This is a genomic window from Pseudomonas sp. I2, assembly GCF_040984075.1.
In the GTDB taxonomy this organism is placed as follows: domain Bacteria; phylum Pseudomonadota; class Gammaproteobacteria; order Pseudomonadales; family Pseudomonadaceae; genus Aquipseudomonas; species Aquipseudomonas guariconensis_B.
The window spans coordinates 25,350-47,345 of record NZ_JBCGFQ010000008.1 but is presented as its reverse complement, the minus strand read 5'-3'; the positions used below and the strand labels follow the sequence as shown (position 1 = coordinate 47,345).

The window sequence follows — 21,996 nt, the reverse complement described above, 5'->3', positions numbered from 1 at the left end:
TATGACCGTGACCATGACGCTTGGCCAACTGGCCGAGGCCCTCGGGGCCACCCTCAAGGGGCCCGAGGGGCTGCAGATCACCGGGCTGGCCACCTTGCAGGAGGCCGGGCCCGGGCAATTGAGTTTCCTGGCCAACCCGCAGTATCGCAAGTACCTGGACAACAGCCAGGCCGCCGCGGTGCTGCTCAAGGCCGCGGATGCCGAAGGCTTTGCCGGCAATGCCCTGATCGTCGCCGACCCGTACCTGGCCTACGCGCGCATTTCCCACCTGTTCGATCCCAAGCCCAAGGCTGTGGCGGGTATTCATCCCAGCGCCGTGGTGGCCGAGGATGCACAGGTGGACGCCAGTGCCAGCATCGGCCCGTTCGCGGTGATCGAGGCCGGCGCGCGGATCGCCGCCAACGTGACCATCGGTGCCCACTGCTTCGTCGGTGCGCGCTGCGTGATCGGCGAAGGTGGCTGGCTGGCGCCGCGGGTAACCCTGTACCACGACGTGACCATCGGCAAGCGCGTGGTGATCCAGTCGGGTGCGGTGATCGGTGGCGAGGGCTTCGGCTTCGCCAACGAGAAGGGCATCTGGCGCAAGATCGCCCAGATCGGCGGGGTGACCATCGGCGACGACGTGGAGATCGGCGTGAACACCGCCGTCGACCGTGGTGCGCTGTCGGACACGCGGATCAGCGATGGGGTCAAACTGGACAACCAGATCCAGATCGCCCACAACGTGCAGATCGGCGAGCACACCGCCATGGCGGCCTGCGTGGGGATCTCCGGCAGCACCCGCATCGGCAAGCATTGCACCATCGCTGGCGGTGTCGGCATGGTCGGTCATATCGATGTTTGCGATAACGTATTCGTTTCCGGGATGACCATGGTGACCCGTTCGATCACCGAACCGGGCGCCTATTCCTCCGGCACGGCCATGCAACCCTTGGCCGAATGGCGCAAGAGCGCCGCGCGTATTCGCCAGTTGGACGAGATGTCCAAGCGTCTCCAGCAGCTGGAAAAACGTGTCGATACCGTGACCTCAGGTGGTCAGCCGGCATCAGAAGGCTGATACCATTCCCTGAGCAAGAGTGAACCGTCGCTAGCTGGCTCCTCTTTGGATTGTAAAAGGAGCGTGTGGTCAGCACCTGCGCTCCCTATTCTTACTACAGGCTTCCCCCCGAAATGATGGACATCAACGAGATTCGCGAATACCTGCCTCACCGTTACCCGTTCCTGCTGGTGGACCGGGTGACGGACCTGGACTTCGAGGCCCAGAGCATTCGTGCCTACAAGAATGTCAGCATCAATGAGCCGTTCTTCAATGGCCATTTTCCCGCGCATCCAATCATGCCGGGCGTGCTGATCATCGAGGCGATGGCCCAGGCGGCCGGGATTCTCGGTTTCAAGATGCTCGATGCCAAGCCGGCGGACGGTACCCTTTATTACTTCGTCGGCTCGGACAACCTGCGCTTCCGCCAGCCTGTGCTGCCGGGCGACCAGTTGATCCTCGAGGCCAAGTTCCTCAGCCGCAAGCGTTCGATCTGGAAGTTCGAGTGCCAGGCTACCGTCGATGGCAAGCAGGTCTGCTCGGCGGAGATTATCTGCGCGGAACGTGAACTATGAGTTCGATTGATCCTCGGGCGATCATCGACCCTGCGGCCAGGCTGGCCGACGGCGTCGAGGTGGGCCCTTGGTCGATCATTGGCCCCGATGTGGAAATCGGGGAGGGCACCGTCATCGGTCCGCACGTGGTGCTCAAGGGGCCGACCCGGATCGGCAGGCACAACCGCATTTTCCAGTTTTCCTCCATCGGTGAAGACACCCCCGATCTCAAGTACAAGGGCGAGCCGACGCGCCTGGTGATCGGTGATCACAATGTGATCCGCGAAGGCGTGACCATTCACCGGGGCACCATCCAGGATCGCTCGGAAACCACCCTTGGCGATCACAACCTGATCATGGCCTATGCCCATATCGGGCATGACAGCGTCATCGGCAACCACTGCATCCTGGTCAATAACACGGCGTTGGCCGGGCACGTGCATGTGGGCGACTGGGCGATCCTGTCTGGCTATACCCTGGTGCACCAGTACTGCCATATCGGTGCCCACGCTTTCTCCGGCATGGGCACGGCGATCGGCAAGGACGTCCCGGCCTTCGTCACCGTGTTCGGCAGCCCGGCCGAGGCGCGCAGCATGAACTTCGAAGGCATGCGCCGTCGTGGCTTCAGCGACGAGGTGATCCACGCCCTGCGCCGCGCCTACAAGATCGTCTATCGCCAGGGCCTGACCGTGGAAGAGGCGCTCAAGGAACTGGAGGAGCTGGCCGGCCAGTTCCCGGAGGTCGAGCTGTTCCGCCAGTCGATCCTCGGCTCCGCCCGCGGCATCACGCGCTGACATGGCCCAACTCTGCGTAGCGCTGGTCGCGGGCGAGGCCAGCGGCGACATTCTCGGTTCCGGCCTGATGCGCGCGCTCAAGGCGCGCCATCCCGACGTACGCTTCATTGGCGTGGGTGGCCCGTTGATGGAGGCCGAGGGTCTGGTTTCCTACTTCCCCATGGAGCGCCTGGCGGTCATGGGGTTGGTCGAGGTGCTGGGGCGCCTGCGCGAGCTGCTCAAGCGGCGCAAGGCGCTGATCCAGACCCTGATTGCCGAGAAACCGGACGTGTTCATCGGCATCGATGCGCCGGACTTCACGCTCAACATCGAACTGAAGCTGCGCCAGGCCGGGATCAAGACCGTGCACTACGTCAGCCCATCGGTCTGGGCCTGGCGGCAGAAGCGTGTGCTGAAGATTCGCGAAGGCTGCGACCTGATGCTCACCCTGCTCCCGTTCGAGGCGAAGTTCTACGAAGAGCAGGGTGTGCCGGTGCGTTTCGTCGGCCATCCGCTGGCCGACACCATACCGCTGGAGGCCGACCGCCAGGCTGCCCGAGCCGCGCTCGGGTTCGGCGACGGCCCCTTGGTGGCGCTCATGCCCGGTAGCCGGGGCGGCGAGGTGGGGCGCCTGGGGGAACTGTTCCTCGACACCGCCCAGCGCCTGCGCGAACGGGTGCCGGACGTGCGTTTCGTTTCACCGTGCGCCAATCCGGCGCGACGTGCCCAGCTCGAACAGATGCTGCAAGGCCGCGACCTGCCGCTGACCCTGCTCGACGGCCAGTCGCACCAGGCCCTGGCGGCTTGCGATGCGGTGCTGATCGCCTCCGGTACCGCGACCCTCGAAGCCTTGCTGTACAAGCGGCCGATGGTGGTCGCCTATCGCCTGGCGCCGTTGACCTTCTGGATTCTCAAGCGCATGGTGCGCAGCCCCTACGTGTCGCTGCCCAACCTGCTGGCCCAGCGCTTGCTGGTGCCGGAGTTGCTGCAGGACGCCGCCACCAGCGAAGCCCTCGCCCAGGCCCTGGCGCCGCTGATCACCGACGGCAGCCAGCAGACCGAACACTTCGACCAGATCCACCGTACCTTGCGTCGCGACGCCTCCAACCAGGCGGCCGATGCGGTGTTGAGCTTGCTGGGAGCCCGATAGGATGCAAATGGGACTGGATTTCAACCTGGTCGAGGAACTGGTCGCCGGTGTCGACGAAGTCGGCCGTGGCCCGCTGTGCGGAGCGGTGGTCACCGCTGCGGTGATCCTCGACCCGCACAGGCCGATCCTCGGCCTGAACGATTCGAAGAAACTCACCGAAGCCAAGCGTGAGGTGCTGTTCGACGAGATCTGCGAAAAGGCCCTGGCATTTTGTATCGCCCGTGCCGAGGTCGAGGAAATCGACCGCCTGAATATCCTCCACGCGACCATGCTGGCCATGCAGCGCGCGGTGGAGGGCCTGAGCATCACGCCGAAGCTGGCGTTGATCGATGGCAACCGCTGCCCAAAATTGGCCGTGCCGGCTGCGCCAGTGGTCCAGGGCGATGCCAAGGTCCCGGCCATCGCCGCTGCCTCGATCCTGGCCAAGGTCACCCGTGACCGGGAAATGAGCGCCTTCGAGCTGATCTACCCTGGCTATGGTATTGGCGGACACAAGGGCTATCCCACGCCGGTGCATCTGGAAGCCCTGGCGCGGCTCGGGCCGACGCCGATCCACCGGCGCTCCTTCGCACCGGTGCGCGCAGCCTGGGAAGCCCGCGACGGTATCACCGGGTCTCTGCTCGAGCCTTGATTGGCCCCAAGATTGCCATCCCCCGAAAAGCCCGTGCGCACTGCCTAATTACCTCCCCCCGACACTCACTCGACCGGCTGTTGGGTTACAATCCCGCCCTTGTCGTTCCGCACTGCCACAGGATCATCCATGCCGGTTTCCTTCGTTCATCTTCGTGTGCACTCCGAATTCTCGCTGGTCGACGGCCTGGTGCGGATCAAGCCGCTGGCCAAGGCCCTGGCCGGGATGAACATGCCGGCGGTGGCGATCACCGACCAGAGCAACATGTGCTCGCTGGTGAAGTTCTACAAGACCGCCATGGGGGCCGGCATCAAGCCGATCTGCGGTGCCGACCTGTGGCTGGCTGGCACCGACCCGGAGGCACCGCTCTCGCGCATCTGCTTCCTGGCCATGAACCCCAAGGGGTATCGCAACCTCACCGAGCTGATCTCCCGTGGCTGGGTCGAAGGCCAGCGCAACGGTCTGGTGGTCATCCAGCGCGAGTGGATCGCCCCGGCCAGCGAAGGGCTGATCGGCCTGTCCGCAGCCCGCGAAGGCGACATCGGCATGGCCCTGCTGGCGGGCAAGATCGACGAGGCCGAAGCCCTGCTGCGCGATTGGATGGGCATGTTCCCCGAGCGCTTCTATGTCGAGCTGCAGCGCACCAACCGCGCGGGCGACGAGGAATACGTGCATGCCGCCGTGGCCCTGGCCGATCGCCTCGGCGCGCCGCTGGTGGCGACCAACGACGTACGTTTCATCAAGCAGTCGGACTTCGACGCCCACGAGACCCGCGTCTGCATCGGCGAGGGCTGGACCCTGGACGATCCGCGTCGCCCGCGCCTGTACAGCGATCAGCAGTACCTCAAGAGCGCGGAGGAAATGGCCGAGCTGTTCAGCGACCTGCCGGACGCGATCGCCAACACCGTGGAGATCGCCAAGCGCTGCAACATCCAGGTACAGCTGGGCAAGTACTTCCTCCCCGACTTCCCCACGCCCAACGGCATGGGCATCGACGACTACTTGCGCCACGTCGCCCACGAAGGCCTGGAGGAGCGCCTGGCGGTGCTCTGGCCCAAGGAGACCACGCCCAACTACGAAGAGAAGCGCCAGGTCTACCTGGACCGCCTGAAGTTCGAACTGGACATCATCATCCAGATGGGCTTCCCCGGTTACTTCCTGATCGTTATGGACTTCATCAAGTGGGCCAAGAACAACGGCGTACCGGTCGGCCCCGGCCGGGGTTCGGGTGCCGGTTCGCTGGTGGCCTACGTGCTGAAGATCACCGACCTCGATCCGTTGGCCTACGACCTGCTGTTCGAGCGCTTCCTCAACCCTGAACGTATTTCCATGCCCGACTTCGACGTCGACTTCTGCATGGACGGCCGCGACCGGGTGATCGACTACGTGGCCGAGGCCTACGGGCGCAATGCGGTGAGCCAGATCATCACCTTCGGCACCATGGCCGCCAAGGCGGTGGTGCGCGACGTGGCGCGGGTCCAGGGCAAGTCCTACGGCCTGGCCGACCGCCTGTCGAAGATGATCCCCTTCGAGGTCGGCATGACCCTGGAGAAGGCCTACGAGCAGGAAGAGATGCTCCGCGACTTCCTCAAGAGCGACGAGGACGCCCGTGAGATCTGGGACATGGCCCTCAAGCTCGAGGGCGTCACCCGGGGTACCGGCAAGCACGCCGGTGGCGTGGTGATCGCGCCGACCAAACTGACCGACTTCTCGCCGATCGCCTGTGACGAAGAGGGCGGCGGCCTGGTGACCCAGTTCGACAAGGACGACGTGGAGGCCGCGGGCCTGGTGAAGTTCGACTTCCTCGGCCTGCGAACCCTGACCATCATCAAGTGGGCGATGGAGACCATCAACCGCGACCAGGCGCGCAAGAACCTGCCCGAGGTCAACATCGACTTCATCCCGCTGGATGACAAGAAGACCTACGACCTGCTGCAGAAGGCCGAGACCACGGCGGTGTTCCAGCTCGAATCCCGTGGCATGAAGGAGCTGATCAAGAAGCTCAAGCCCGACTGCCTGGAAGACCTCATCGCACTGGTGGCGCTGTTCCGCCCCGGCCCGCTGCAGTCGGGCATGGTGGACGACTTCATCAACCGCAAGCACGGCCGCGCCGAGCTCGCCTACCCGCACCCGGACTACCAGTACGACGGCCTCAAGCCGGTGTTGGCACCGACCTACGGCATCATCCTGTACCAGGAACAGGTGATGCAGATCGCGCAGGTGATGGCTGGCTATACCCTCGGTGGCGCCGACATGCTGCGCCGGGCGATGGGTAAGAAGAAACCCGAGGAGATGGCCAAGCAGCGCGGTGGCTTCATCGAGGGCTGCGCGCAGAACGGCATCGATGCCGAGCTGGCGGGCAACATCTTCGACTTGGTGGAAAAGTTCGCCGGCTACGGTTTCAACAAGTCGCACTCGGCCGCCTACGGACTGGTCTCCTACCAGACCGCCTGGCTCAAGACGCACTACCCGGCGCCGTTCATGGCGGCGGTACTGTCGGCGGATATGCACAACACCGACAAGGTGGTGGTGCTGATCGAGGAAGTGCGCAGCATGAAGCTGCGCCTGGACGCGCCGGATGTGAACAGCTCCGACTTCAAGTTCACGGTCAACGACGATGGCCGCATCGTCTATGGCCTGGGTGCGATCAAGGGCGTCGGCGAGGGGCCGGTGGAGGCCATCGTCGAGGCGCGTGCCGAGGGCGGGCCGTTCAAGGACCTGTTCGACTTCTGCGAGCGGGTCGACCTCAAGCGCATCAACAAGCGTACCCTCGATGCCTTGATCCGCAGCGGTGCGCTGGATCGCCTGGGCCCGTACTTCCACGACGAGCTCAAGGCCTACCAGGCCAATATCGACCGCAACCGCGCGGTGCTGCTTTCGGCCCTGGAAGAGGCGATCAAGGCCGCCGAGCAGACCGCCCGCACCGCCGACAGTGGTCACGCCGACCTGTTCGGCGGGTTGTTCGTCGAGGAGGACGCCGATGTCTATGCCAACCACCGCAAGGTCCGCGAGCTGACCCTCAAGGAACGCCTGCGTGGCGAGAAGGATACCCTTGGCCTGTACCTGACCGGCCACCCGATCGACGAGTACGAGGGCGAGATCCGCCGTTTCGCCCGCCAGCGCATCGTCGACCTCAAGCCGTCGCGTGACACCCAGACGGTGGCGGGGATGATCATTGCCCTGCGGGTGATGAAGAACAAGAAGGGCGACAAGATGGGCTTCATCACCCTCGACGACCGTTCGGGGCGCATCGAGGCCTCGCTGTTCGCCGATGCCTTCATGGCCGCCCAGGCGCTGCTGCAGACCGACGCCATGGTGGTGGTGGAAGGCGAGGTCAGCCACGACGATTTCTCCGGTGGCCTGCGCCTGCGGGTCAAGCAAGTGATGACCATGGAGGACGCTCGCACCAAGCTGGCCGAGAGCCTGCGCCTGAAGGTGGCCCATGATGCCCTCAAGGGCGATCGCCTGGCCTGGCTCGGCGAGTTGATCACCCGCCATCGCGGGGGCTGCCCGATCACCCTGGAGTACACCGGCAGCGATGCGCGGGCCATGCTGCAATTCGGCGACGAGTGGTCGATCGACCCGGCCGATGGCCTGATCCAGGCCCTGCGTGACCAGTTCGGGCGTGAGAACGTCTTCCTGCAATACCGCTGAATCGACCAATTTTAATCTCGACCTGAATGCGCCTGATCCCTTAAGGTAGGGCGCCAAACGGATCAACCGGCCGGCCGCCTGGCCGTAGACCCAAGACGGATGCCTATGAACCCGAATTTCCTGGATTTCGAACAGCCGATTGCCGACCTGCAAGCCAAGATCGAAGAGCTGCGCCTGGTGGGCAACGACAACTCGCTGAACATCAGCGATGAAATTGCCCGTCTGCAAGACAAGAGCAGCACCCTCACCGAAAGCATCTTCGGCAACCTGACCAGCTGGCAGATCGCCCGCCTGGCCCGTCACCCACGCCGCCCCTATACCCTGGACTACATCCAGCACATCTTCACCGAGTTCGAAGAGCTGCACGGCGACCGCCATTTCGCCGACGACGCCGCGATCGTCGGGGGTACCGCGCGCCTGGATGGCAAGCCGGTGATGGTCATCGGCCACCAGAAGGGCCGTGAAGTGCGCGAGAAGGTGCGCCGCAACTTCGGTATGCCGCGTCCGGAAGGCTACCGCAAGGCCTGCCGCCTGATGGAAATGGCCGAGCGCTTCAAGATGCCGATCCTCACCTTCATCGACACGCCGGGCGCCTACCCGGGCATCGACGCCGAGGAGCGCAACCAGAGCGAGGCCATCGCCTGGAACCTGCGCGTGATGGCGCGCCTGAAGACCCCGATCATCGCCACCGTGATCGGTGAAGGTGGCTCGGGCGGCGCGCTGGCCATCGGTGTGTGCGACCAGCTGAACATGCTGCAGTACTCCACCTACTCGGTGATCTCGCCGGAAGGCTGCGCCTCGATCCTGTGGAAGACCGCCGACAAGGCTGCCGATGCTGCCGAGGCCATGGGCATCACCGCCGAGCGCCTGAAGAGCCTGAACATCGTCGACAAAGTCATCAACGAGCCGCTGGGCGGTGCCCACCGCGACCCGGCGAAGATGTCCGAGAGCATCCGCGCCGATTTGGTCGAGCAGTTGGACATGCTCGGCAAGTTCGACTACGACGCCCTGCTGGAGCGCCGGTACGAGCGCCTGATGAGCTACGGCGTCTAAGGCCAGCCGTCGAGCGGCACTGGGGCTGCCTTGCAGCCCCTCGCCGGCAAGCCGGCTCCCACAGAATCCTCTACCCGGCACTCGATGTGTGAACCCCAAGCGCCCACAAGCGCTTCTGCCAGGCAGATGATGTTTGAACACCGCTGGCCCCTGTGGGAGCCGGCTTGCCGGCGAGGGGCGAAGCGGCCCCCAATGGCAGCGTAATGGGGCTACCCCGCTCACGTGCGAGGCCTTCATGATCGACCTTACCGCTTCCCTCTCTCCCTGGCTCAATGCCCCTGCCTGGTGCGTCGCCTTCTCCGGCGGTCTCGACTCCACCGTCTTGCTGCACTTGCTGGCCGACTACCGCCGTACCCATGACGCGCCACCGCTGCGTGCCGTGCACGTCCACCATGGCCTGCAGCCCGCCGCCGACGATTGGCCGGGTCATTGCCAGGCAATCTGCGCCGCCCTGGGTATCGAACTGAAGGTGATCCGCGTCCAGGTCGCCCCTGGCGCCAGCCTCGAGCAGGCCGCCCGCGATGCCCGCTATGCCGCCTTCGCCGCAATACTGGGGCCGGGCGAGGTGCTGTTCACTGGCCAGCACCGCGAAGACCAGGCCGAGACGCTGCTGTTTCGCCTGCTGCGTGGTGCCGGCCTGCGCGGGCTGGCGGCCATGCCTGTGCAGCGGCCGCTGGGGCAGGGCAGGTTGGCCAGGCCGCTGCTGGCGGTGACGCGGGCCGCGTTGCTTGAATATGCCGGAACATGGGGGCTGTCATGGATCGAGGACCCTTCGAACGCCGACACCGCCTTCGCCCGCAACTACCTGCGTGGCGAGGTCTTCCCGCTGCTGCGCCAGCGCTGGCCCCAGGCCGCCGCCAATCTGGCGCGCACGGCCGAGCACCTGGGCGAAGCGCTGGGTCTGCTGGACGACCTGGCCGCCGCCGACCTGGTGGCGGCCCACGGCCAGGCGCCATTCGCCTGGCTCGGCCTGGACTCCCTCGACCTGGCCACGCTGGCAGCATTGTCACCCGCACGCCAGCGTAATGCCCTGCAATACTGGCTGAGCAGCCGCACACGCCTGCCCGACAGCCGGCACTGGGCCGGCTGGGAGTGCCTGCGTGACGCTGCGGCGGACGGCCAGCCGCTATGGTGCCTGGCCGACGGAGTGGTGCAGCGTAGCCACGGCCGCATCTGGTGGTTGAGCGGCGCCTGGCTGGCGCCGGTGCAGGGCCGGCATGGTTGGGGCGATCCTGGTGGGGTGCTGCCGCTGCCCGGCAACGGCAGCGTGCACCTGGCAGGCGAGGCCCCGCCTGGCGAATTGTCCATCGCCTATCGTCAGGGCGGCGAGGTGCTCGACCTGCCTGGCCGTGGCCGACGAGACCTCAAGCGCCTGCTCAACGAGCTGCAGGTACCGCACTTCGTGCGCCCGCGCCTGCCGCTGCTGTACCAGGGCGAGCGCCTGCTGGCGCTGGCCAACCTGCCCTTGCCGGGGCAGGGCGCGGTGCGCCTGTGCTGGCAGCCGCCGACGAACGTGCAAGGTTTGAGCTGAAGGGTACATTCGGGTAGACTACCCTCCCTTCTTGATACAGCTTCTGTGGGTTCATCGAAAACACGGGAGTTGCCGATTACCAAGCAGTTTTTTGCTGGGCTGATTCTTAAAATGACGAGCGAGCTCCATGCCGGGGATGCCCCCGGTCTGTACAGACGCGGCAGTTTTTCGAGATGCACTGTGATTGACGCAGGTGATCGGGGGCTTCGGCCTTCCTTCGCTTTCTCCGGCGGCGCTGGCCGCTTTAACGCAGACTTCTAGGGTTTTTCATGACGCGCTACATATTCGTCACGGGCGGTGTTGTTTCTTCATTGGGGAAAGGCATTGCCTCGGCTTCCTTGGCGGCCATCCTGGAGGCGCGGGGGCTCAAGGTCACCATGCTCAAGCTGGACCCGTACATCAACGTCGACCCCGGCACCATGAGCCCGTTCCAGCACGGCGAGGTGTTCGTCACCCACGATGGCGCCGAGACCGACCTCGACCTGGGCCACTACGAGCGGTTCATCCGCACCACCATGACCCAGAACAACAACTTCACCACCGGCCGTATCTACGAGCACGTGCTGCGCAAGGAGCGCCGTGGTGACTACCTGGGCGCGACCATCCAGGTCATCCCGCACATCACCGACGAGATCAAGCGCCGCATCATCAAGGGCGCCGGCGATGCCGACGTGGCCCTGGTGGAAATCGGCGGCACCGTCGGCGACATCGAGTCGCAGCCGTTCCTCGAGGCGATCCGCCAGTTGCGCGTCGAAGTGGGCTCCAAGCGCGCCATGCTGATGCACCTGACCCTGGTGCCGTACATCGCCACCGCTGGCGAGACCAAGACCAAGCCGACCCAGCACTCGGTCAAGGAACTGCGCTCCATCGGCCTGCAGCCGGACGTGCTGATCTGCCGTTCCGACCACCCGGTCGACGCCTCGTCGCGCCGCAAGATCGCCCTGTTCACCAACGTCGAAGAGCGTGCGGTGATCTCCCTGCAGGACGTCGATACCATCTACAAGATCCCGGGCGTGCTGCATGCCCAGGGCCTGGACGACTTCGTGGTCGAGCGCTTCGGCCTGCAGTGCGGCAGCGCCGACCTGTCCGAGTGGGACAAGGTGGTGGACGCCAAGCTCAACCCCGAGCATGAAGTCACCATCGCCATGGTCGGCAAGTACATGGAACTGCTGGATGCCTACAAGTCGCTGATCGAGGCGATGAGCCACGCCGGTATCCAGAACCGCACCAAGGTCAACCTGCGCTACATCGACTCCGAAGACATCGAGAACCAGGGCACCAGCCTGCTCGAGGGCGCCGACGCCATTCTCGTGCCTGGCGGTTTCGGCCTGCGCGGCGTGGAAGGCAAGATCACCGCGGTGCAGTACGCCCGCGAGAACAAGGTGCCGTACCTGGGCATCTGCCTGGGCATGCAGGTCGCGGTCATCGAGTTCGCCCGCAACGTCATGGGCTGGAAAGACGCCAATTCCACCGAGTTCGACCGCAACAGCGGCCATCCGGTGGTCGGCCTGATCACCGAGTGGGCCGATGCCACCGGTGCCGTCGAGACCCGTACCGAAGCCTCCGACCTGGGCGGCACCATGCGCCTGGGGGCCCAGGAGTGCCAGATCGTCGGTGGCTCCAAGGTCCATGAATGCTATGGCAAGGACGTGATCGTCGAACGCCACCGCCACCGCTACGAGGTCAACAACACCCTGCTGCCGCAGATGATCGACGCTGGCCTGCTGGTGTCCGGCCGCTCCGGCGACGGTGCCCTGGTCGAAGTGGTCGAATCCAAGGACCACCCTTGGTTCGTCGCCTGCCAGTTCCACCCGGAGTTCACCTCGACCCCGCGTGACGGCCATCCGCTGTTCAGTGGCTTCGTCAAGGCGGCCCTGGCACAGAAGAACAAGGCCTGATCCATGACCCAGAAGATCATTCGCGTCGGTAACATCGAGATCGCCAACGACAAGCCGTTCGTCCTGTTCGGCGGCATGAACGTCCTGGAGTCCCGTGATCTGGCCCTGAAGGTCTGCGAGGAATACGTGCGGGTGACCGAGAAGCTCGGCATCCCGTACGTGTTCAAGGCCAGCTTCGACAAGGCCAACCGTTCGTCGGTCAAATCCTTCCGTGGCCCGGGCATGGAAGAAGGGCTGAAGATCTTCGAGGAGATCAAGCAGACCTTCAAGGTGCCGGTGATCACCGACGTGCACGAGCCCTACCAGGCCGAGCCCGTCGCCAAGGTCTGCGACATCATCCAGCTGCCGGCCTTCCTGTCGCGCCAGACCGACCTGGTCGTGGCCATGGCCAAGACCGGCGCGGTGATCAACATCAAGAAGGCACAGTTCCTCGCGCCCCAGGAAATGAAGCACATCCTGGACAAGTGCGTGGAGGCCGGCAACGACCAGTTGATCCTCTGCGAGCGTGGTTCGAGCTTCGGCTACAACAACCTGGTGGTGGACATGCTCGGCTTCGGCCTCATGAAGCAGTTCGAATACCCGGTGTTCTTCGACGTGACCCACGCCCTGCAGATGCCGGGCGGTCGCACCGACTCCGCCGGCGGGCGCCGCGCCCAGGTCACCGACCTGGCCAAGGCTGGCATGAGCCAGGGGCTGGCGGGCCTGTTCCTCGAAGCCCACCCGGACCCGGATAACGCCAAGTGCGATGGTCCCTGCGCCCTGCGCCTGGACAAGCTGGAGCCGTTCCTGGCCCAGCTCAAGCAACTGGACGACCTGGTGAAAAGTTTTCCGACGGTAGAAACCGCGTAAAGCCCATTTCTCCGGTAAAGTACCGCACGTTCCACCCCTGACCGATGAGTCAGGGGTCGCCTTCGCCAGGCCTGCCCGTTCACGAACTGCCTGGCGAACGGCCGGATTTCCTAAGCTGCGTTGTTTTCGTCAATTTTGGAGTGCTTACAACAATGGCAAAAATCGTCGACATCAAAGGTCGTGAAGTTCTCGATTCGCGTGGCAACCCCACCGTGGAAGCCGATGTTCTGCTCGACAACGGCATCATCGGCAGCGCTTGCGCGCCGTCCGGTGCTTCCACCGGCTCGCGCGAAGCGCTGGAGCTGCGTGATGGCGACAAGAGCCGTTACCTGGGCAAGGGCGTGCTGAAGGCCGTCGCCAACATCAACGGCCCGATCCGCGACCTGCTGCTGGGCAAGGACCCGGCCGACCAGAAAGCCCTGGACCGCGCCATGATCGAGCTGGACGGTACCGAGAACAAGGCCAAGCTGGGCGCCAACGCCATCCTGGCTGTCTCCCTGGCCGCCGCCAAGGCCGCTGCCCAGGACCAGGAGCTGCCGCTGTACGCACACATCGCCAACCTCAACGGCACCCCGGGTCAGTACTCCATGCCGGTGCCGATGATGAACATCATCAACGGTGGCGAGCACGCCGACAACAACGTCGACATCCAGGAGTTCATGGTCCAGCCGGTCGGCGCCAAGACCTTCTCCGACGCCCTGCGCATGGGCACCGAGATCTTCCACCACCTCAAGGCCGTGCTCAAGGCCCGTGGCCTGAACACCGCCGTGGGTGACGAAGGTGGTTTCGCACCGAACCTGACCTCCAACGAAGACGCCCTGGGCGCCATCGCCGAGGCCGTCGAGAAGGCCGGCTACAAGCTGGGCAGCGACGTGACCCTGGCCCTGGACTGCGCGGCTTCCGAGTTCTACGAGGACGGCAAGTACAACCTCTCCGGCGAAGGCAAGTCGTTCGACGCCGAAGGCTTTGCCGAGTACCTGAAGGGCCTGACCGAGCGCTTCCCGATCATCTCCATCGAAGATGGCCTGGACGAGTCCGACTGGGCTGGCTGGAAGATCCTCACCGACAAGATCGGCGCCAAGGTGCAACTGGTCGGTGACGACCTGTTCGTGACCAACACCAAGATCCTCAAGGAAGGCATCGAGAAGGGCATCGGCAACTCGATCCTGATCAAGTTCAACCAGATCGGCTCGCTGACCGAGACCCTGGAAGCCATCCAGATGGCCAAGGCCGCCGGCTACACCGCGGTGATCTCGCACCGTTCGGGCGAAACCGAGGACTCGACCATCGCCGACCTGGCTGTCGGTACCGCTGCCGGCCAGATCAAGACCGGCTCGCTGTGCCGTTCCGACCGCGTCTCCAAGTACAACCAACTGCTGCGCATCGAAGAGCAACTGGGGGCCAAGGCGGTGTACCGCGGTCGTGCCGAGTTTCGCGGCTGAGCAAGAGATGGTAAAAAGGCAGCAGCCGAGGCTGTCTGAACGTTCGTACTGAACAGTCAGACGCTTCTTACGGGTTTCTGTCGACGAAGCCTGGCCTCGGCCAGGCTTCGTGCTATTGGAAGTTCGCTGCGGCGGCCTTTTACCTCTGGATATCTTGATGCGCAGTCCCTATTGGTTGTTCCTCGTCCTGCTCCTGTTGCTCGGTGGCCTGCAGTATCGCCTGTGGGTGGGTAACGGTAGCCTGGCGCACGTGGCCGAGCTCAAGCAGCAGATTGCCGAGCAGCAAGCGGAGAACGAGCGGCTGCTGGAGCGCAATCGTGTGCTCGACGCCGAAGTCCTGGAGTTGAAAAAAGGTATGGAAACCGTGGAAGAACGGGCCCGCCACGAACTGGGGATGGTCAAGGAGGGCGAAACCCTCTACCAGCTGCCGCAGAAATGACCCAGACACTACCGGCCTTCTGGGCCGTGATTCCCGCCGCGGGCATTGGTGCCCGCATGGCTGCCGACCGCCCCAAGCAGTACCTGCAACTGGGGGGGCAGACCCTGCTCGAGCATAGCCTGGACTGTTTCCTCGACCATCCCACGCTCAAGGGCGTGGTGGTCAGTATCGCCGCCGACGATCCGTACTGGCCCGGCTTGCGCTGTGCCGGCGATCCGCGCATCCAGCGAGCGCCCGGTGGCCGCGAACGGGCCGACTCGGTGCTCAATGCGTTGTTGCTGTTGCATGCCCAGGGGGCGTCGGACAACGATTGGGTACTGGTGCACGACGCCGCGCGACCGAACCTGGCACGCAGCGATCTGGACCGGCTCCTGTCGGAATTGGCTGGCGACCCTGTGGGAGGTTTACTTGCGGTACCCGCGCGCGACACCCTCAAGCGTGCCGATGGCAATGGGCGGGTCAGCGCCACGGTGGACCGCAGCACCATCTGGCAGGCCTATACCCCGCAGATGTTCCGCCTCGGCGCCTTGCACCGGGCGCTGGCCGAGTGCCTGGTGGCGGATGTGGTCGTCACCGACGAATCATCCGCCATCGAGTGGGCCGGCCACGCACCGCGACTGGTCGAGGGGCGCAGCGACAACATCAAGGTGACCCGTCCGGAAGACCTGGAATGGTTGCGCCAGCGCTGGGCCAGCCGGCGCTGATCGAGCCTCTGGCGGGTCAGTTAAGATCTTTAGCGGCGTTTGGGGCCGCTTCGCAGCATTTGCCGAACTGTGCAAAGGCGCAATCCCTGGCACCTCATGCCGCCCGGTACTCCGGCAACTGCGCCAAGCCTTCCTTGAGGTAGTCCACCAGCCTGCGCACCTTCGGCGACAGGTGCCGCTGTTGCGGATACAGTGCCCATACTGCGGTATTCGGCGGCTGGTGCGCCTCCAGCAACGACACCAGTGCCCCGCTGTTGAGGTGCTCGAGCACGTAGTAGTCCGGCAACTGGCACAACCCCATCCCCAGCAATGCCGCATCCAGCACCGCCTGCCCGCTGTTGCAGCGCCAGTTGCCCTGGACGCGCTGGCTCAGCTCGCGTCCGTCCTGCTGCAGGACCCAGATGTCCGAACTGCCAATCAGGCAGTTGTGCCGGGCCAGCTCCGACAGGCTGTGGGGCCGCCCGTAGCGTTCCAGGTAGGCCGGCGAGGCGCACAGGTACATGCGCCGCGGCGCCAGGCGGGTGGCTACCAGGCGTGAGTCCTGCAGGCGGCCGAGGCGGATCGCCAGGTCCATGCCTTCATGCAGCAGGTCAAGGGTGCGGTTGCTCAACTCCACTTCTACCCGCAATTGTGGATAGAGCGCCAGGAAGCGGGTCACCAGCGGCACGATGAAGCGCTCGCCGTAGGCCACCGCGCAGGTCATGCGCAGCAACCCCTTGGGTTCGCTGGCCAGGTCGCCCATGGCACGCAGGGCCTCCTCGCGGCCATCCTGCAGCCGTTGGCAATGCTGCAGGAAGGTCTGCCCGGCCTCGCTCAGGGTCACGCGCCGGGTACTGCGGTACAGCAGGCGGGTCTGCAGGCGCTCCTCCAGACGGGCGATCTGGCGGCTGACATGCGAGGAGGAAACCCCCAGGCGTTCGGCCGCGCTGGTGAACTGGCCCGACTCGGCCACCGCGACGAATTCGTCGATGCCTTCCCAGCGACTGCTCATGGATTATCCCTGTATGGCAATAATGTTTTGACTCAAGCCGGATTATTCACGAAAAGCCCCTGAATTACACTGCCAGCGTGAATCCTTCCCCTTGTCTGGAGACCCTTGATGATCAAGTCCCGCGCTGCCGTTGCCTTCGAGGCCAAGAAACCCCTGGAAATCGTCGAAGTGGACGTGGCCATGCCCAAGGCCGGCGAGGTGCTGCTGCGCGTGGTGGCCAGCGGTGTCTGCCACACCGACGCCTACACCCTGTCTGGCGCCGACCCGGAGGGCATCTTCCCGTCGATCCTCGGCCACGAGGGCGGGGCGGTCGTCGAGGCGGTGGGCGAGGGCGTGACCTCGGTGGCGGTCGGTGACCATGTGATCCCGCTCTATACCCCCGAATGCGGCCAGTGCAAGTTCTGCCGCTCCGGCAAGACCAACCTGTGCCAGGCGATCCGCGCCACCCAGGGCAAGGGCCTGATGCCGGATGGCACCACCCGGTTCTCTTACAAGGGCCAGCAGTTGTTCCACTACATGGGCACCTCGACCTTTTCCGAGTACACCGTGCTGCCGGAAATCTCCGTGGCCAAGATCGCCAAGGACGCACCCCTGGAGAAGGTTTGCCTGCTCGGCTGCGGCGTGACCACCGGTATCGGCGCCGTGCTCAACACCGCCAAGGTCAAGCCCGGCGATACCGTGGCCATCTTCGGCCTGGGCGGTATCGGCCTGTCGGCGATCATCGGCGCGGTCAAGGCCAAGGCCTCGCGCATCATCGCCGTCGACATCAATCCGGCCAAGTTCGAGATCGCCCGCCAGCTGGGTGCCACCGATTGCGTCAACCCCAAGGACTATGACCGCCCGATCCAGGAGGTCATCGTCGACCTCACCGACGGCGGCGTGGACTTCTCCTTCGAATGCGTGGGCAATGTCCAACTGATGCGTGCGGCCCTGGAATGCTGCCACAAGGGCTGGGGCGAGTCGGTGATCATCGGCGTGGCCGGTGCCGGCCAGGAGATCTCCACCCGTCCGTTCCAGCTGGTCACCGGCCGTGTCTGGCGCGGTTCGGCCTTTGGCGGCGTGCGTGGCCGCAGCGAACTGCCAAGCTACGTGGATATGTCGCAGAAGGGCGAGATCCCGCTGGACACCTTCATCACCCACACCATGGGCCTGGAGGACATCAACAAAGCCTTCGACCTGATGCACGAAGGCAAGAGCATCCGTAGCGTGATCCACTTCTGAGGTCTGCCATGAGCCTGGAAAACATCTCCTGCCAGAAGAGCTTCGGCGGCTGGCACAAGCGCTACCGACACAGTTCCAAGGTGCTGGGCTGCGACATGGTGTTCGCCGTCTACCTGCCGCCGCAGGCCGAGCAGGGCGAGAAGCTGCCGGTACTGTACTGGCTCAGCGGCCTGACCTGCACCGACGAGAACTTCATGCAGAAGGCCGGCGCCCAGCGCCTGGCCGCGGAGCTTGGGCTGATCATCGTCGCCCCCGACACCAGCCCGCGTGGCGAACAGGTGCCGGGCGATCCGGACGGCGCTTGGGATTTCGGCCTGGGCGCTGGCTTCTACCTCAATGCCACCCAGCAACCCTGGGTCCAGCACTACCGCATGCACGACTATGTGGTGGAGGAGCTGCCCGCCCTGGTCGAGGCGCATTTCCCGGCGTCCGACCAGCGCAGTATCAGCGGTCACTCCATGGGCGGCCATGGCGCCCTGGTATGCGCCTTGCGCAATCCGGGGCGCTATCGTTCGGTGTCGGCGTTCTCGCCGATCAGCAACCCGATGGACTGCCCTTGGGGCGAGAAGGCGTTTTCCCGCTACCTGGGCGAGGATCGTTCACGCTGGCGCGAGTGGGATGCCAGCGTGCTGTTGGCCGAGACACCGTCCGGCCAGTGCCCGCCGTTGCTGGTGGACCAGGGCGACCGGGACGACTTCCTGGAAAAGCAGCTCAAACCCGAGGCCCTGGAGCAAGCCGCACGCAAGGCCGGCCACGAGCTGACCCTGCGCCTGCAGCCAGGTTATGACCATAGCTACTACTTCATCGCCAGCTTCATCGACGAGCACCTGCGCCACCACGCCGTAGCGCTGGGCCGGGTCTAGCCGCGAGCTGCAAGAAAAGCAGTCCGCCGCCGATGTGCTTTTGCTTGCAGCTCAGAGCAGGGAAGAGCATCCGCGCAAGGTCGAGCAAAGCAGGTAGAATCACGCCCTGACTCAAATCGGGGCGTTTTTCTATGCGTATTGGCCACGGCTACGATGTGCACCGTTTCTGCGACGGCGATTTCATTACCCTGGGTGGGGTACATATCCCCCACAAGTACGGCCTGCTGGCCCATTCCGACGGCGATGTGCTGTTGCACGCCCTGAGCGATGCGCTGCTCGGCGCCGCGGCGCTGGGCGACATCGGCAAGCATTTTCCCGACACCGACCCGCAGTTCAAGGGCGCCGACAGCCGCGTGTTGCTGCGCCATGTGGTCGGCATCGTCCAGGCCAAGGGCTGGAAGGTCGGCAACGTCGACGCCACCATCGTCGCCCAGGCGCCGAAGATGGCACCGCACATCGAGACCATGCGCCAGCTGATCGCCGAAGACTTGCAGGTGCAACTGGACCAGGTCAACGTCAAGGCCACCACCACCGAGAAGCTGGGCTTCACCGGCCGCGAGGAGGGCATCGCCGTGCACGCGGTGGCCCTGTTGCTGCCAGCATGACCGAACTGGAACTGCTGGGTCCGCGTGCATCGGGCGAGGCGTTGGGCAGCGCGGTGCTCAAGGCGGTGGCCGAAGACTTCCAGGTCGACGAAGTGCTGGACATTCCCTTGTCCGGCCAGGGCGAGCACCTCTGGCTGTGGGTCGAAAAGCGTGACCTGAACACCGAGGAGGCTGCCCGCCGCCTGGCCCGTGCTGCCGGCGTGCCCCTGCGCGCCATCAGCTACGCCGGGCTCAAGGACCGCCAGGCCCTGACCCGCCAGTGGTTCAGCCTGCACCTGCCGGGCAAGGCCGACCCTGATCTGTCGCGTGCCGAGGACGCCAGCCTGCGCGTGCTCAAGCGGGTGCGCCACCAGCGCAAGCTGCAGCGTGGCGCCCATTCAGCCAACGGCTTCACCCTGCGCCTGACCGCCCTGGTGGCGGATCGCCAGGCCCTGGATGCTCGCCTGGAGCAACTCAAGCGCCAGGGCGTGCCGAACTACTTCGGCAGCCAGCGCTTCGGCCATGCCGGTGGCAATGTCCATGACGCCCAGGACTGGGCGGCCCGCGCGGCCCTGCCGGAGCAGCGCAACCTGCGTTCGCGCCTGTTGTCGGCGGCGCGCAGCTACCTGTTCAACCAGGTCTTGGCCGCACGGGTCGCCGACGGCAGCTGGCAGCGGGCCCAGGTCGGTGATTTGCTGGCTTTCACCGACAGCCGTAGTTTCTTCGCGGCAGGCGAACAGGAGTGCGCCGATCCGCGCCTGGACATTCTCGATCTTCACCCCACCGGGCCGCTCTGGGGCGCGGGTTCTACACCTGCTGGCGGGGCTGGCGCGGCACTGGAAACCGCCATCGGCGAGCGGCACCCGGCGTTGTGCCAGTGGCTGGCCCTGGCGGACATGAAGCACGAGCGGCGTATCCTGCGGCTCCCTATTGGCGGGCTGACGTGGCATTATCCCGAGCCTGATATCCTGCAACTGGAATTCGTCCTTCCGGCCGGATGCTTCGCCACCGTTGTGGTGCGCGAGCTTGTCGATCTGGTGCCGGCGGGGCAGACGGACAGCCCATGCGTATTCTGATTTCGAATGACGACGGTGTTACCGCACCCGGCCTCGCCGCGCTGCACGCTGCGCTGGTGGATCATGCCGAGTGCGTGGTGATTGCCCCGGATCAAGACAAGAGCGGCGCCAGTAGTTCGCTGACGCTGGACAGGCCCCTGCACCCGCAGACCCTGGCCAACGGTTTCATCAGCCTCAACGGCACGCCCACCGACTGCGTGCACCTGGGGCTCAACGGCCTGCTGCCGGAAACGCCCGACATGGTCGTCTCCGGCATCAACCTGGGCGCCAACCTGGGCGACGACGTGCTCTATTCCGGCACGGTCGCCGCAGCGCTCGAAGGGCGTTTCCTCGGTGGCACGTCGCTGGCGTTCTCGCTGCTGTCGCGCCAGCCGGACAACCTGCCCACCGCCGCCTACATCGCCCGCCGCCTGGTAGAGGCCCAGGCGCGCCTGGAGCTGCCGCCGCGTACCGTGCTCAACGTCAACATCCCCAACCTGCCCTTGGAGCACATCCGGGGTATCCAGCTCACTCGCCTCGGCCACCGCGCGCGCGCGGCGGCGCCGACCAAGGTGGTCAACCCCCGGGGCAAGGAAGGCTACTGGATCGCCGTGGCCGGCGATGCCGAGGACGGTGGGCCGGGCACGGACTTCCATGCGGTGATGCAGGGCTATGTCTCGATCACGCCGTTGCAGCTGGACCGCACCTTCAACGACGCCTTCGAGCGTCTGGACGGCTGGCTGGAGGGACTGCTCTGATGCGCGAACAGGACGATCTGCTGCGCCGTGGCATCGGCATGACTTCCCAGCGCACGCGTGAGCGGCTGATCCAGCGGCTGTACGAGGAAGGGGTCTCGAACACCCATGTGCTCGAGGTCATCCGCCGCACGCCACGCCATCTGTTCGTCGACGAGGCCCTGGCGCACCGGGCCTACGAGGATACGGCGCTGCCGATCGGGCATAACCAGACCATCTCCCAGCCGTTCATGGTCGCGCACATGAGCGAGCTGCTGCTGGAGGCCGGGCCGCTGGACAAGGTGCTGGAGATCGGCACGGGCTCTGGCTACCAGACTGCGATCCTCGCCCAACTGGTGGAGCGGGTGTTCTCGGTGGAACGGATCAAGGTCCTGCAGGACAGGGCCAAGGAACGCCTGGTCGAGCTCAACCTGCGCAACGTGGTGTTCCGCTGGGGCGACGGTTGCGAAGGCTGGCAGGCGCTGGCGCCGTACAACGGCATCATCGTCACTGCCGTGGCCGCGGAAGTGCCCCAGGCCCTGCTGGACCAGTTGGCCCCGGGAGGGCGCATGGTGATTCCAGTGGGGGCGGCCGGCGAGGCGCAGCAACTGATGCTCATCGTGCGCGAGGAGCACGGTTTCTCCCGCCGGGTCCTGGGTTCCGTGCGTTTCGTGCCGCTGCTCAACGGTCCGCTGGCCTGAGGGGACGCGGAATATTTGCTGCGGCGACGAATTCTCGGGCCCTGGCCCTGTCTATCTGGCTGCCTCTGCGGCGAAGGCCCGGAGCATGAAGCCACCCAAGCCGGGTGGCCTCGTTTATAATTGCAACAATATT

20 protein-coding genes are annotated in these 21,996 nt (G+C 65.1%); 19 read left to right on the top strand and 1 reads right to left on the bottom strand.

Annotated elements, in window-relative coordinates:
- The first annotated feature begins 1 nt into the window (after position 1).
- The 13 genes from lpxD (at position 2) to ispD (ending at position 15,714) form a co-directional block, all read left to right on the top strand.
- Positions 2–1,057 (top strand): UDP-3-O-(3-hydroxymyristoyl)glucosamine N-acyltransferase, encoded by a 1,056-nt coding sequence (gene lpxD, locus WCE05_RS05995; protein ID WP_225787341.1) that lies wholly within the window; start codon positions 2–4, stop codon positions 1,055–1,057.
- 113 nt (positions 1,058–1,170) lie between these two features.
- Positions 1,171–1,611, top strand: a complete 441-nt coding sequence (gene fabZ / locus WCE05_RS05990; protein WP_225787342.1) for a 3-hydroxyacyl-ACP dehydratase FabZ — start codon at positions 1,171–1,173, stop codon at positions 1,609–1,611.
- Complete coding sequence (gene lpxA, locus WCE05_RS05985) at positions 1,608–2,384, top strand: acyl-ACP--UDP-N-acetylglucosamine O-acyltransferase (RefSeq protein WP_225787343.1); 777 nt, start codon at positions 1,608–1,610, stop codon at positions 2,382–2,384. The genes fabZ and lpxA overlap by 4 nt, the downstream gene beginning before the upstream one ends.
- Before the next feature lies 1 nt (position 2,385).
- Positions 2,386–3,513, top strand: a complete 1,128-nt coding sequence (gene lpxB, locus WCE05_RS05980; protein WP_225787344.1) for a lipid-A-disaccharide synthase — start codon at positions 2,386–2,388, stop codon at positions 3,511–3,513.
- Between the two features lies 1 nt (position 3,514).
- Positions 3,515–4,144: a ribonuclease HII gene (rnhB, locus tag WCE05_RS05975; RefSeq protein WP_225787345.1), complete on the top strand. Its 630-nt coding sequence runs from the start codon at positions 3,515–3,517 to the stop codon at positions 4,142–4,144.
- Between the two features lie 129 nt (positions 4,145–4,273).
- Positions 4,274–7,798, top strand: a complete 3,525-nt coding sequence (gene dnaE / locus WCE05_RS05970) for a DNA polymerase III subunit alpha (RefSeq protein ID WP_225787346.1) — start codon at positions 4,274–4,276, stop codon at positions 7,796–7,798.
- Between the two features lie 105 nt (positions 7,799–7,903).
- Positions 7,904–8,851: an acetyl-CoA carboxylase carboxyltransferase subunit alpha gene (locus WCE05_RS05965; RefSeq protein WP_225787347.1), complete on the top strand. Its 948-nt coding sequence runs from the start codon at positions 7,904–7,906 to the stop codon at positions 8,849–8,851.
- A 235-nt stretch (positions 8,852–9,086) separates the two neighbouring features.
- Positions 9,087–10,382 carry a tRNA lysidine(34) synthetase TilS gene (gene tilS, locus WCE05_RS05960; protein ID WP_368815597.1) on the top strand — a complete coding sequence of 432 codons (1,296 nt, stop codon included), beginning with the start codon at positions 9,087–9,089 and terminating at the stop codon, positions 10,380–10,382.
- 269 nt (positions 10,383–10,651) lie between these two features.
- Positions 10,652–12,280 (top strand): CTP synthase, encoded by a 1,629-nt coding sequence (locus WCE05_RS05955; RefSeq protein WP_225787349.1) that lies wholly within the window; start codon positions 10,652–10,654, stop codon positions 12,278–12,280.
- Positions 12,281–12,283: 3 nt separating this feature from the next.
- Positions 12,284–13,129 (top strand): 3-deoxy-8-phosphooctulonate synthase, encoded by an 846-nt coding sequence (gene kdsA / locus WCE05_RS05950; RefSeq protein WP_225787350.1) that lies wholly within the window; start codon positions 12,284–12,286, stop codon positions 13,127–13,129.
- 152 nt (positions 13,130–13,281) lie between these two features.
- On the top strand, positions 13,282–14,571 hold the full coding sequence (eno, locus tag WCE05_RS05945) for a phosphopyruvate hydratase (protein WP_225787351.1): 1,290 nt from the start codon (positions 13,282–13,284) through the stop codon (positions 14,569–14,571).
- Positions 14,572–14,728: 157 nt separating this feature from the next.
- Positions 14,729–15,010 (top strand): cell division protein FtsB, encoded by a 282-nt coding sequence (gene ftsB, locus WCE05_RS05940; RefSeq protein WP_225787352.1) that lies wholly within the window; start codon positions 14,729–14,731, stop codon positions 15,008–15,010.
- Positions 15,007–15,714 carry a 2-C-methyl-D-erythritol 4-phosphate cytidylyltransferase gene (ispD, locus tag WCE05_RS05935; RefSeq protein ID WP_225787353.1) on the top strand — a complete coding sequence of 236 codons (708 nt, stop codon included), beginning with the start codon at positions 15,007–15,009 and terminating at the stop codon, positions 15,712–15,714. The genes ftsB and ispD overlap by 4 nt, the downstream gene beginning before the upstream one ends.
- A gap of 94 nt (positions 15,715–15,808) precedes the next feature.
- Here the strand turns inward: ispD and WCE05_RS05930 are convergent, their stop codons facing one another.
- Positions 15,809–16,705 carry a LysR substrate-binding domain-containing protein gene (locus WCE05_RS05930; protein WP_225787354.1) on the bottom strand — a complete coding sequence of 299 codons (897 nt, stop codon included), beginning with the start codon at positions 16,703–16,705 and terminating at the stop codon, positions 15,809–15,811.
- Positions 16,706–16,813: 108 nt separating this feature from the next.
- Between WCE05_RS05930 and WCE05_RS05925 the strand changes: the two genes are divergently transcribed.
- The 6 genes from WCE05_RS05925 to WCE05_RS05900 all read left to right on the top strand — a co-directional run bounded on the left by WCE05_RS05925 (position 16,814) and on the right by WCE05_RS05900 (position 21,863).
- A complete protein-coding gene (locus WCE05_RS05925; RefSeq protein WP_368815596.1) occupies positions 16,814–17,926 on the top strand; it encodes an S-(hydroxymethyl)glutathione dehydrogenase/class III alcohol dehydrogenase in 1,113 nt (370 codons plus the stop codon).
- A gap of 8 nt (positions 17,927–17,934) precedes the next feature.
- Positions 17,935–18,789, top strand: coding sequence for an S-formylglutathione hydrolase (fghA, locus tag WCE05_RS05920; RefSeq protein ID WP_225787356.1), 855 nt, complete (start codon positions 17,935–17,937; stop codon positions 18,787–18,789).
- Positions 18,790–18,920: 131 nt separating this feature from the next.
- Positions 18,921–19,394 carry a 2-C-methyl-D-erythritol 2,4-cyclodiphosphate synthase gene (ispF, locus tag WCE05_RS05915; protein WP_368815595.1) on the top strand — a complete coding sequence of 158 codons (474 nt, stop codon included), beginning with the start codon at positions 18,921–18,923 and terminating at the stop codon, positions 19,392–19,394.
- Positions 19,391–20,449: a tRNA pseudouridine(13) synthase TruD gene (truD, locus tag WCE05_RS05910; protein ID WP_253079942.1), complete on the top strand. Its 1,059-nt coding sequence runs from the start codon at positions 19,391–19,393 to the stop codon at positions 20,447–20,449. Before ispF ends, truD begins: the two co-directional genes overlap by 4 nt.
- Positions 20,437–21,186: a 5'/3'-nucleotidase SurE gene (gene surE / locus WCE05_RS05905; RefSeq protein ID WP_225787359.1), complete on the top strand. Its 750-nt coding sequence runs from the start codon at positions 20,437–20,439 to the stop codon at positions 21,184–21,186. The genes truD and surE overlap by 13 nt, the downstream gene beginning before the upstream one ends.
- 38 nt (positions 21,187–21,224) lie before the next feature.
- Positions 21,225–21,863 carry a protein-L-isoaspartate(D-aspartate) O-methyltransferase gene (locus WCE05_RS05900; protein WP_225787463.1) on the top strand — a complete coding sequence of 213 codons (639 nt, stop codon included), beginning with the start codon at positions 21,225–21,227 and terminating at the stop codon, positions 21,861–21,863.
- The last annotated feature ends 133 nt before the right edge of the window (positions 21,864–21,996 follow it).

Excerpts from the sequence above, each read along its gene's own strand:
- dnaE (WP_225787346.1), top strand. The coding sequence starts at position 4,274 with ATGCCGGTTTCCTTCGTTCATCTTCGTGTGCACTCCGAATTCTCGCTG.
- eno (WP_225787351.1), top strand. The coding sequence starts at position 13,282 with ATGGCAAAAATCGTCGACATCAAAGGTCGTGAAGTTCTCGATTCGCGT.
- WCE05_RS05900 (WP_225787463.1), top strand. The coding sequence starts at position 21,225 with ATGACTTCCCAGCGCACGCGTGAGCGGCTGATCCAGCGGCTGTACGAG.
- WCE05_RS05930 (WP_225787354.1), bottom strand. The coding sequence starts at position 16,705 with ATGAGCAGTCGCTGGGAAGGCATCGACGAATTCGTCGCGGTGGCCGAG.
- lpxB (WP_225787344.1), top strand. The coding sequence starts at position 2,386 with ATGGCCCAACTCTGCGTAGCGCTGGTCGCGGGCGAGGCCAGCGGCGAC.
- lpxD (WP_225787341.1), top strand. The coding sequence starts at position 2 with ATGACCGTGACCATGACGCTTGGCCAACTGGCCGAGGCCCTCGGGGCC.
- fghA (WP_225787356.1), top strand. The coding sequence starts at position 17,935 with ATGAGCCTGGAAAACATCTCCTGCCAGAAGAGCTTCGGCGGCTGGCAC.
- lpxA (WP_225787343.1), top strand. The coding sequence starts at position 1,608 with ATGAGTTCGATTGATCCTCGGGCGATCATCGACCCTGCGGCCAGGCTG.
- tilS (WP_368815597.1), top strand. The coding sequence starts at position 9,087 with ATGATCGACCTTACCGCTTCCCTCTCTCCCTGGCTCAATGCCCCTGCC.
- fabZ (WP_225787342.1), top strand. The coding sequence starts at position 1,171 with ATGATGGACATCAACGAGATTCGCGAATACCTGCCTCACCGTTACCCG.
- surE (WP_225787359.1), top strand. The coding sequence starts at position 20,437 with ATGCGTATTCTGATTTCGAATGACGACGGTGTTACCGCACCCGGCCTC.
- truD (WP_253079942.1), top strand. The coding sequence starts at position 19,391 with ATGACCGAACTGGAACTGCTGGGTCCGCGTGCATCGGGCGAGGCGTTG.
- kdsA (WP_225787350.1), top strand. The coding sequence starts at position 12,284 with ATGACCCAGAAGATCATTCGCGTCGGTAACATCGAGATCGCCAACGAC.
- WCE05_RS05955 (WP_225787349.1), top strand. The coding sequence starts at position 10,652 with ATGACGCGCTACATATTCGTCACGGGCGGTGTTGTTTCTTCATTGGGG.
- WCE05_RS05925 (WP_368815596.1), top strand. The coding sequence starts at position 16,814 with ATGATCAAGTCCCGCGCTGCCGTTGCCTTCGAGGCCAAGAAACCCCTG.
- ftsB (WP_225787352.1), top strand. The coding sequence starts at position 14,729 with ATGCGCAGTCCCTATTGGTTGTTCCTCGTCCTGCTCCTGTTGCTCGGT.
- ispD (WP_225787353.1), top strand. The coding sequence starts at position 15,007 with ATGACCCAGACACTACCGGCCTTCTGGGCCGTGATTCCCGCCGCGGGC.
- WCE05_RS05965 (WP_225787347.1), top strand. The coding sequence starts at position 7,904 with ATGAACCCGAATTTCCTGGATTTCGAACAGCCGATTGCCGACCTGCAA.
- ispF (WP_368815595.1), top strand. The coding sequence starts at position 18,921 with ATGCGTATTGGCCACGGCTACGATGTGCACCGTTTCTGCGACGGCGAT.
- rnhB (WP_225787345.1), top strand. The coding sequence starts at position 3,515 with ATGCAAATGGGACTGGATTTCAACCTGGTCGAGGAACTGGTCGCCGGT.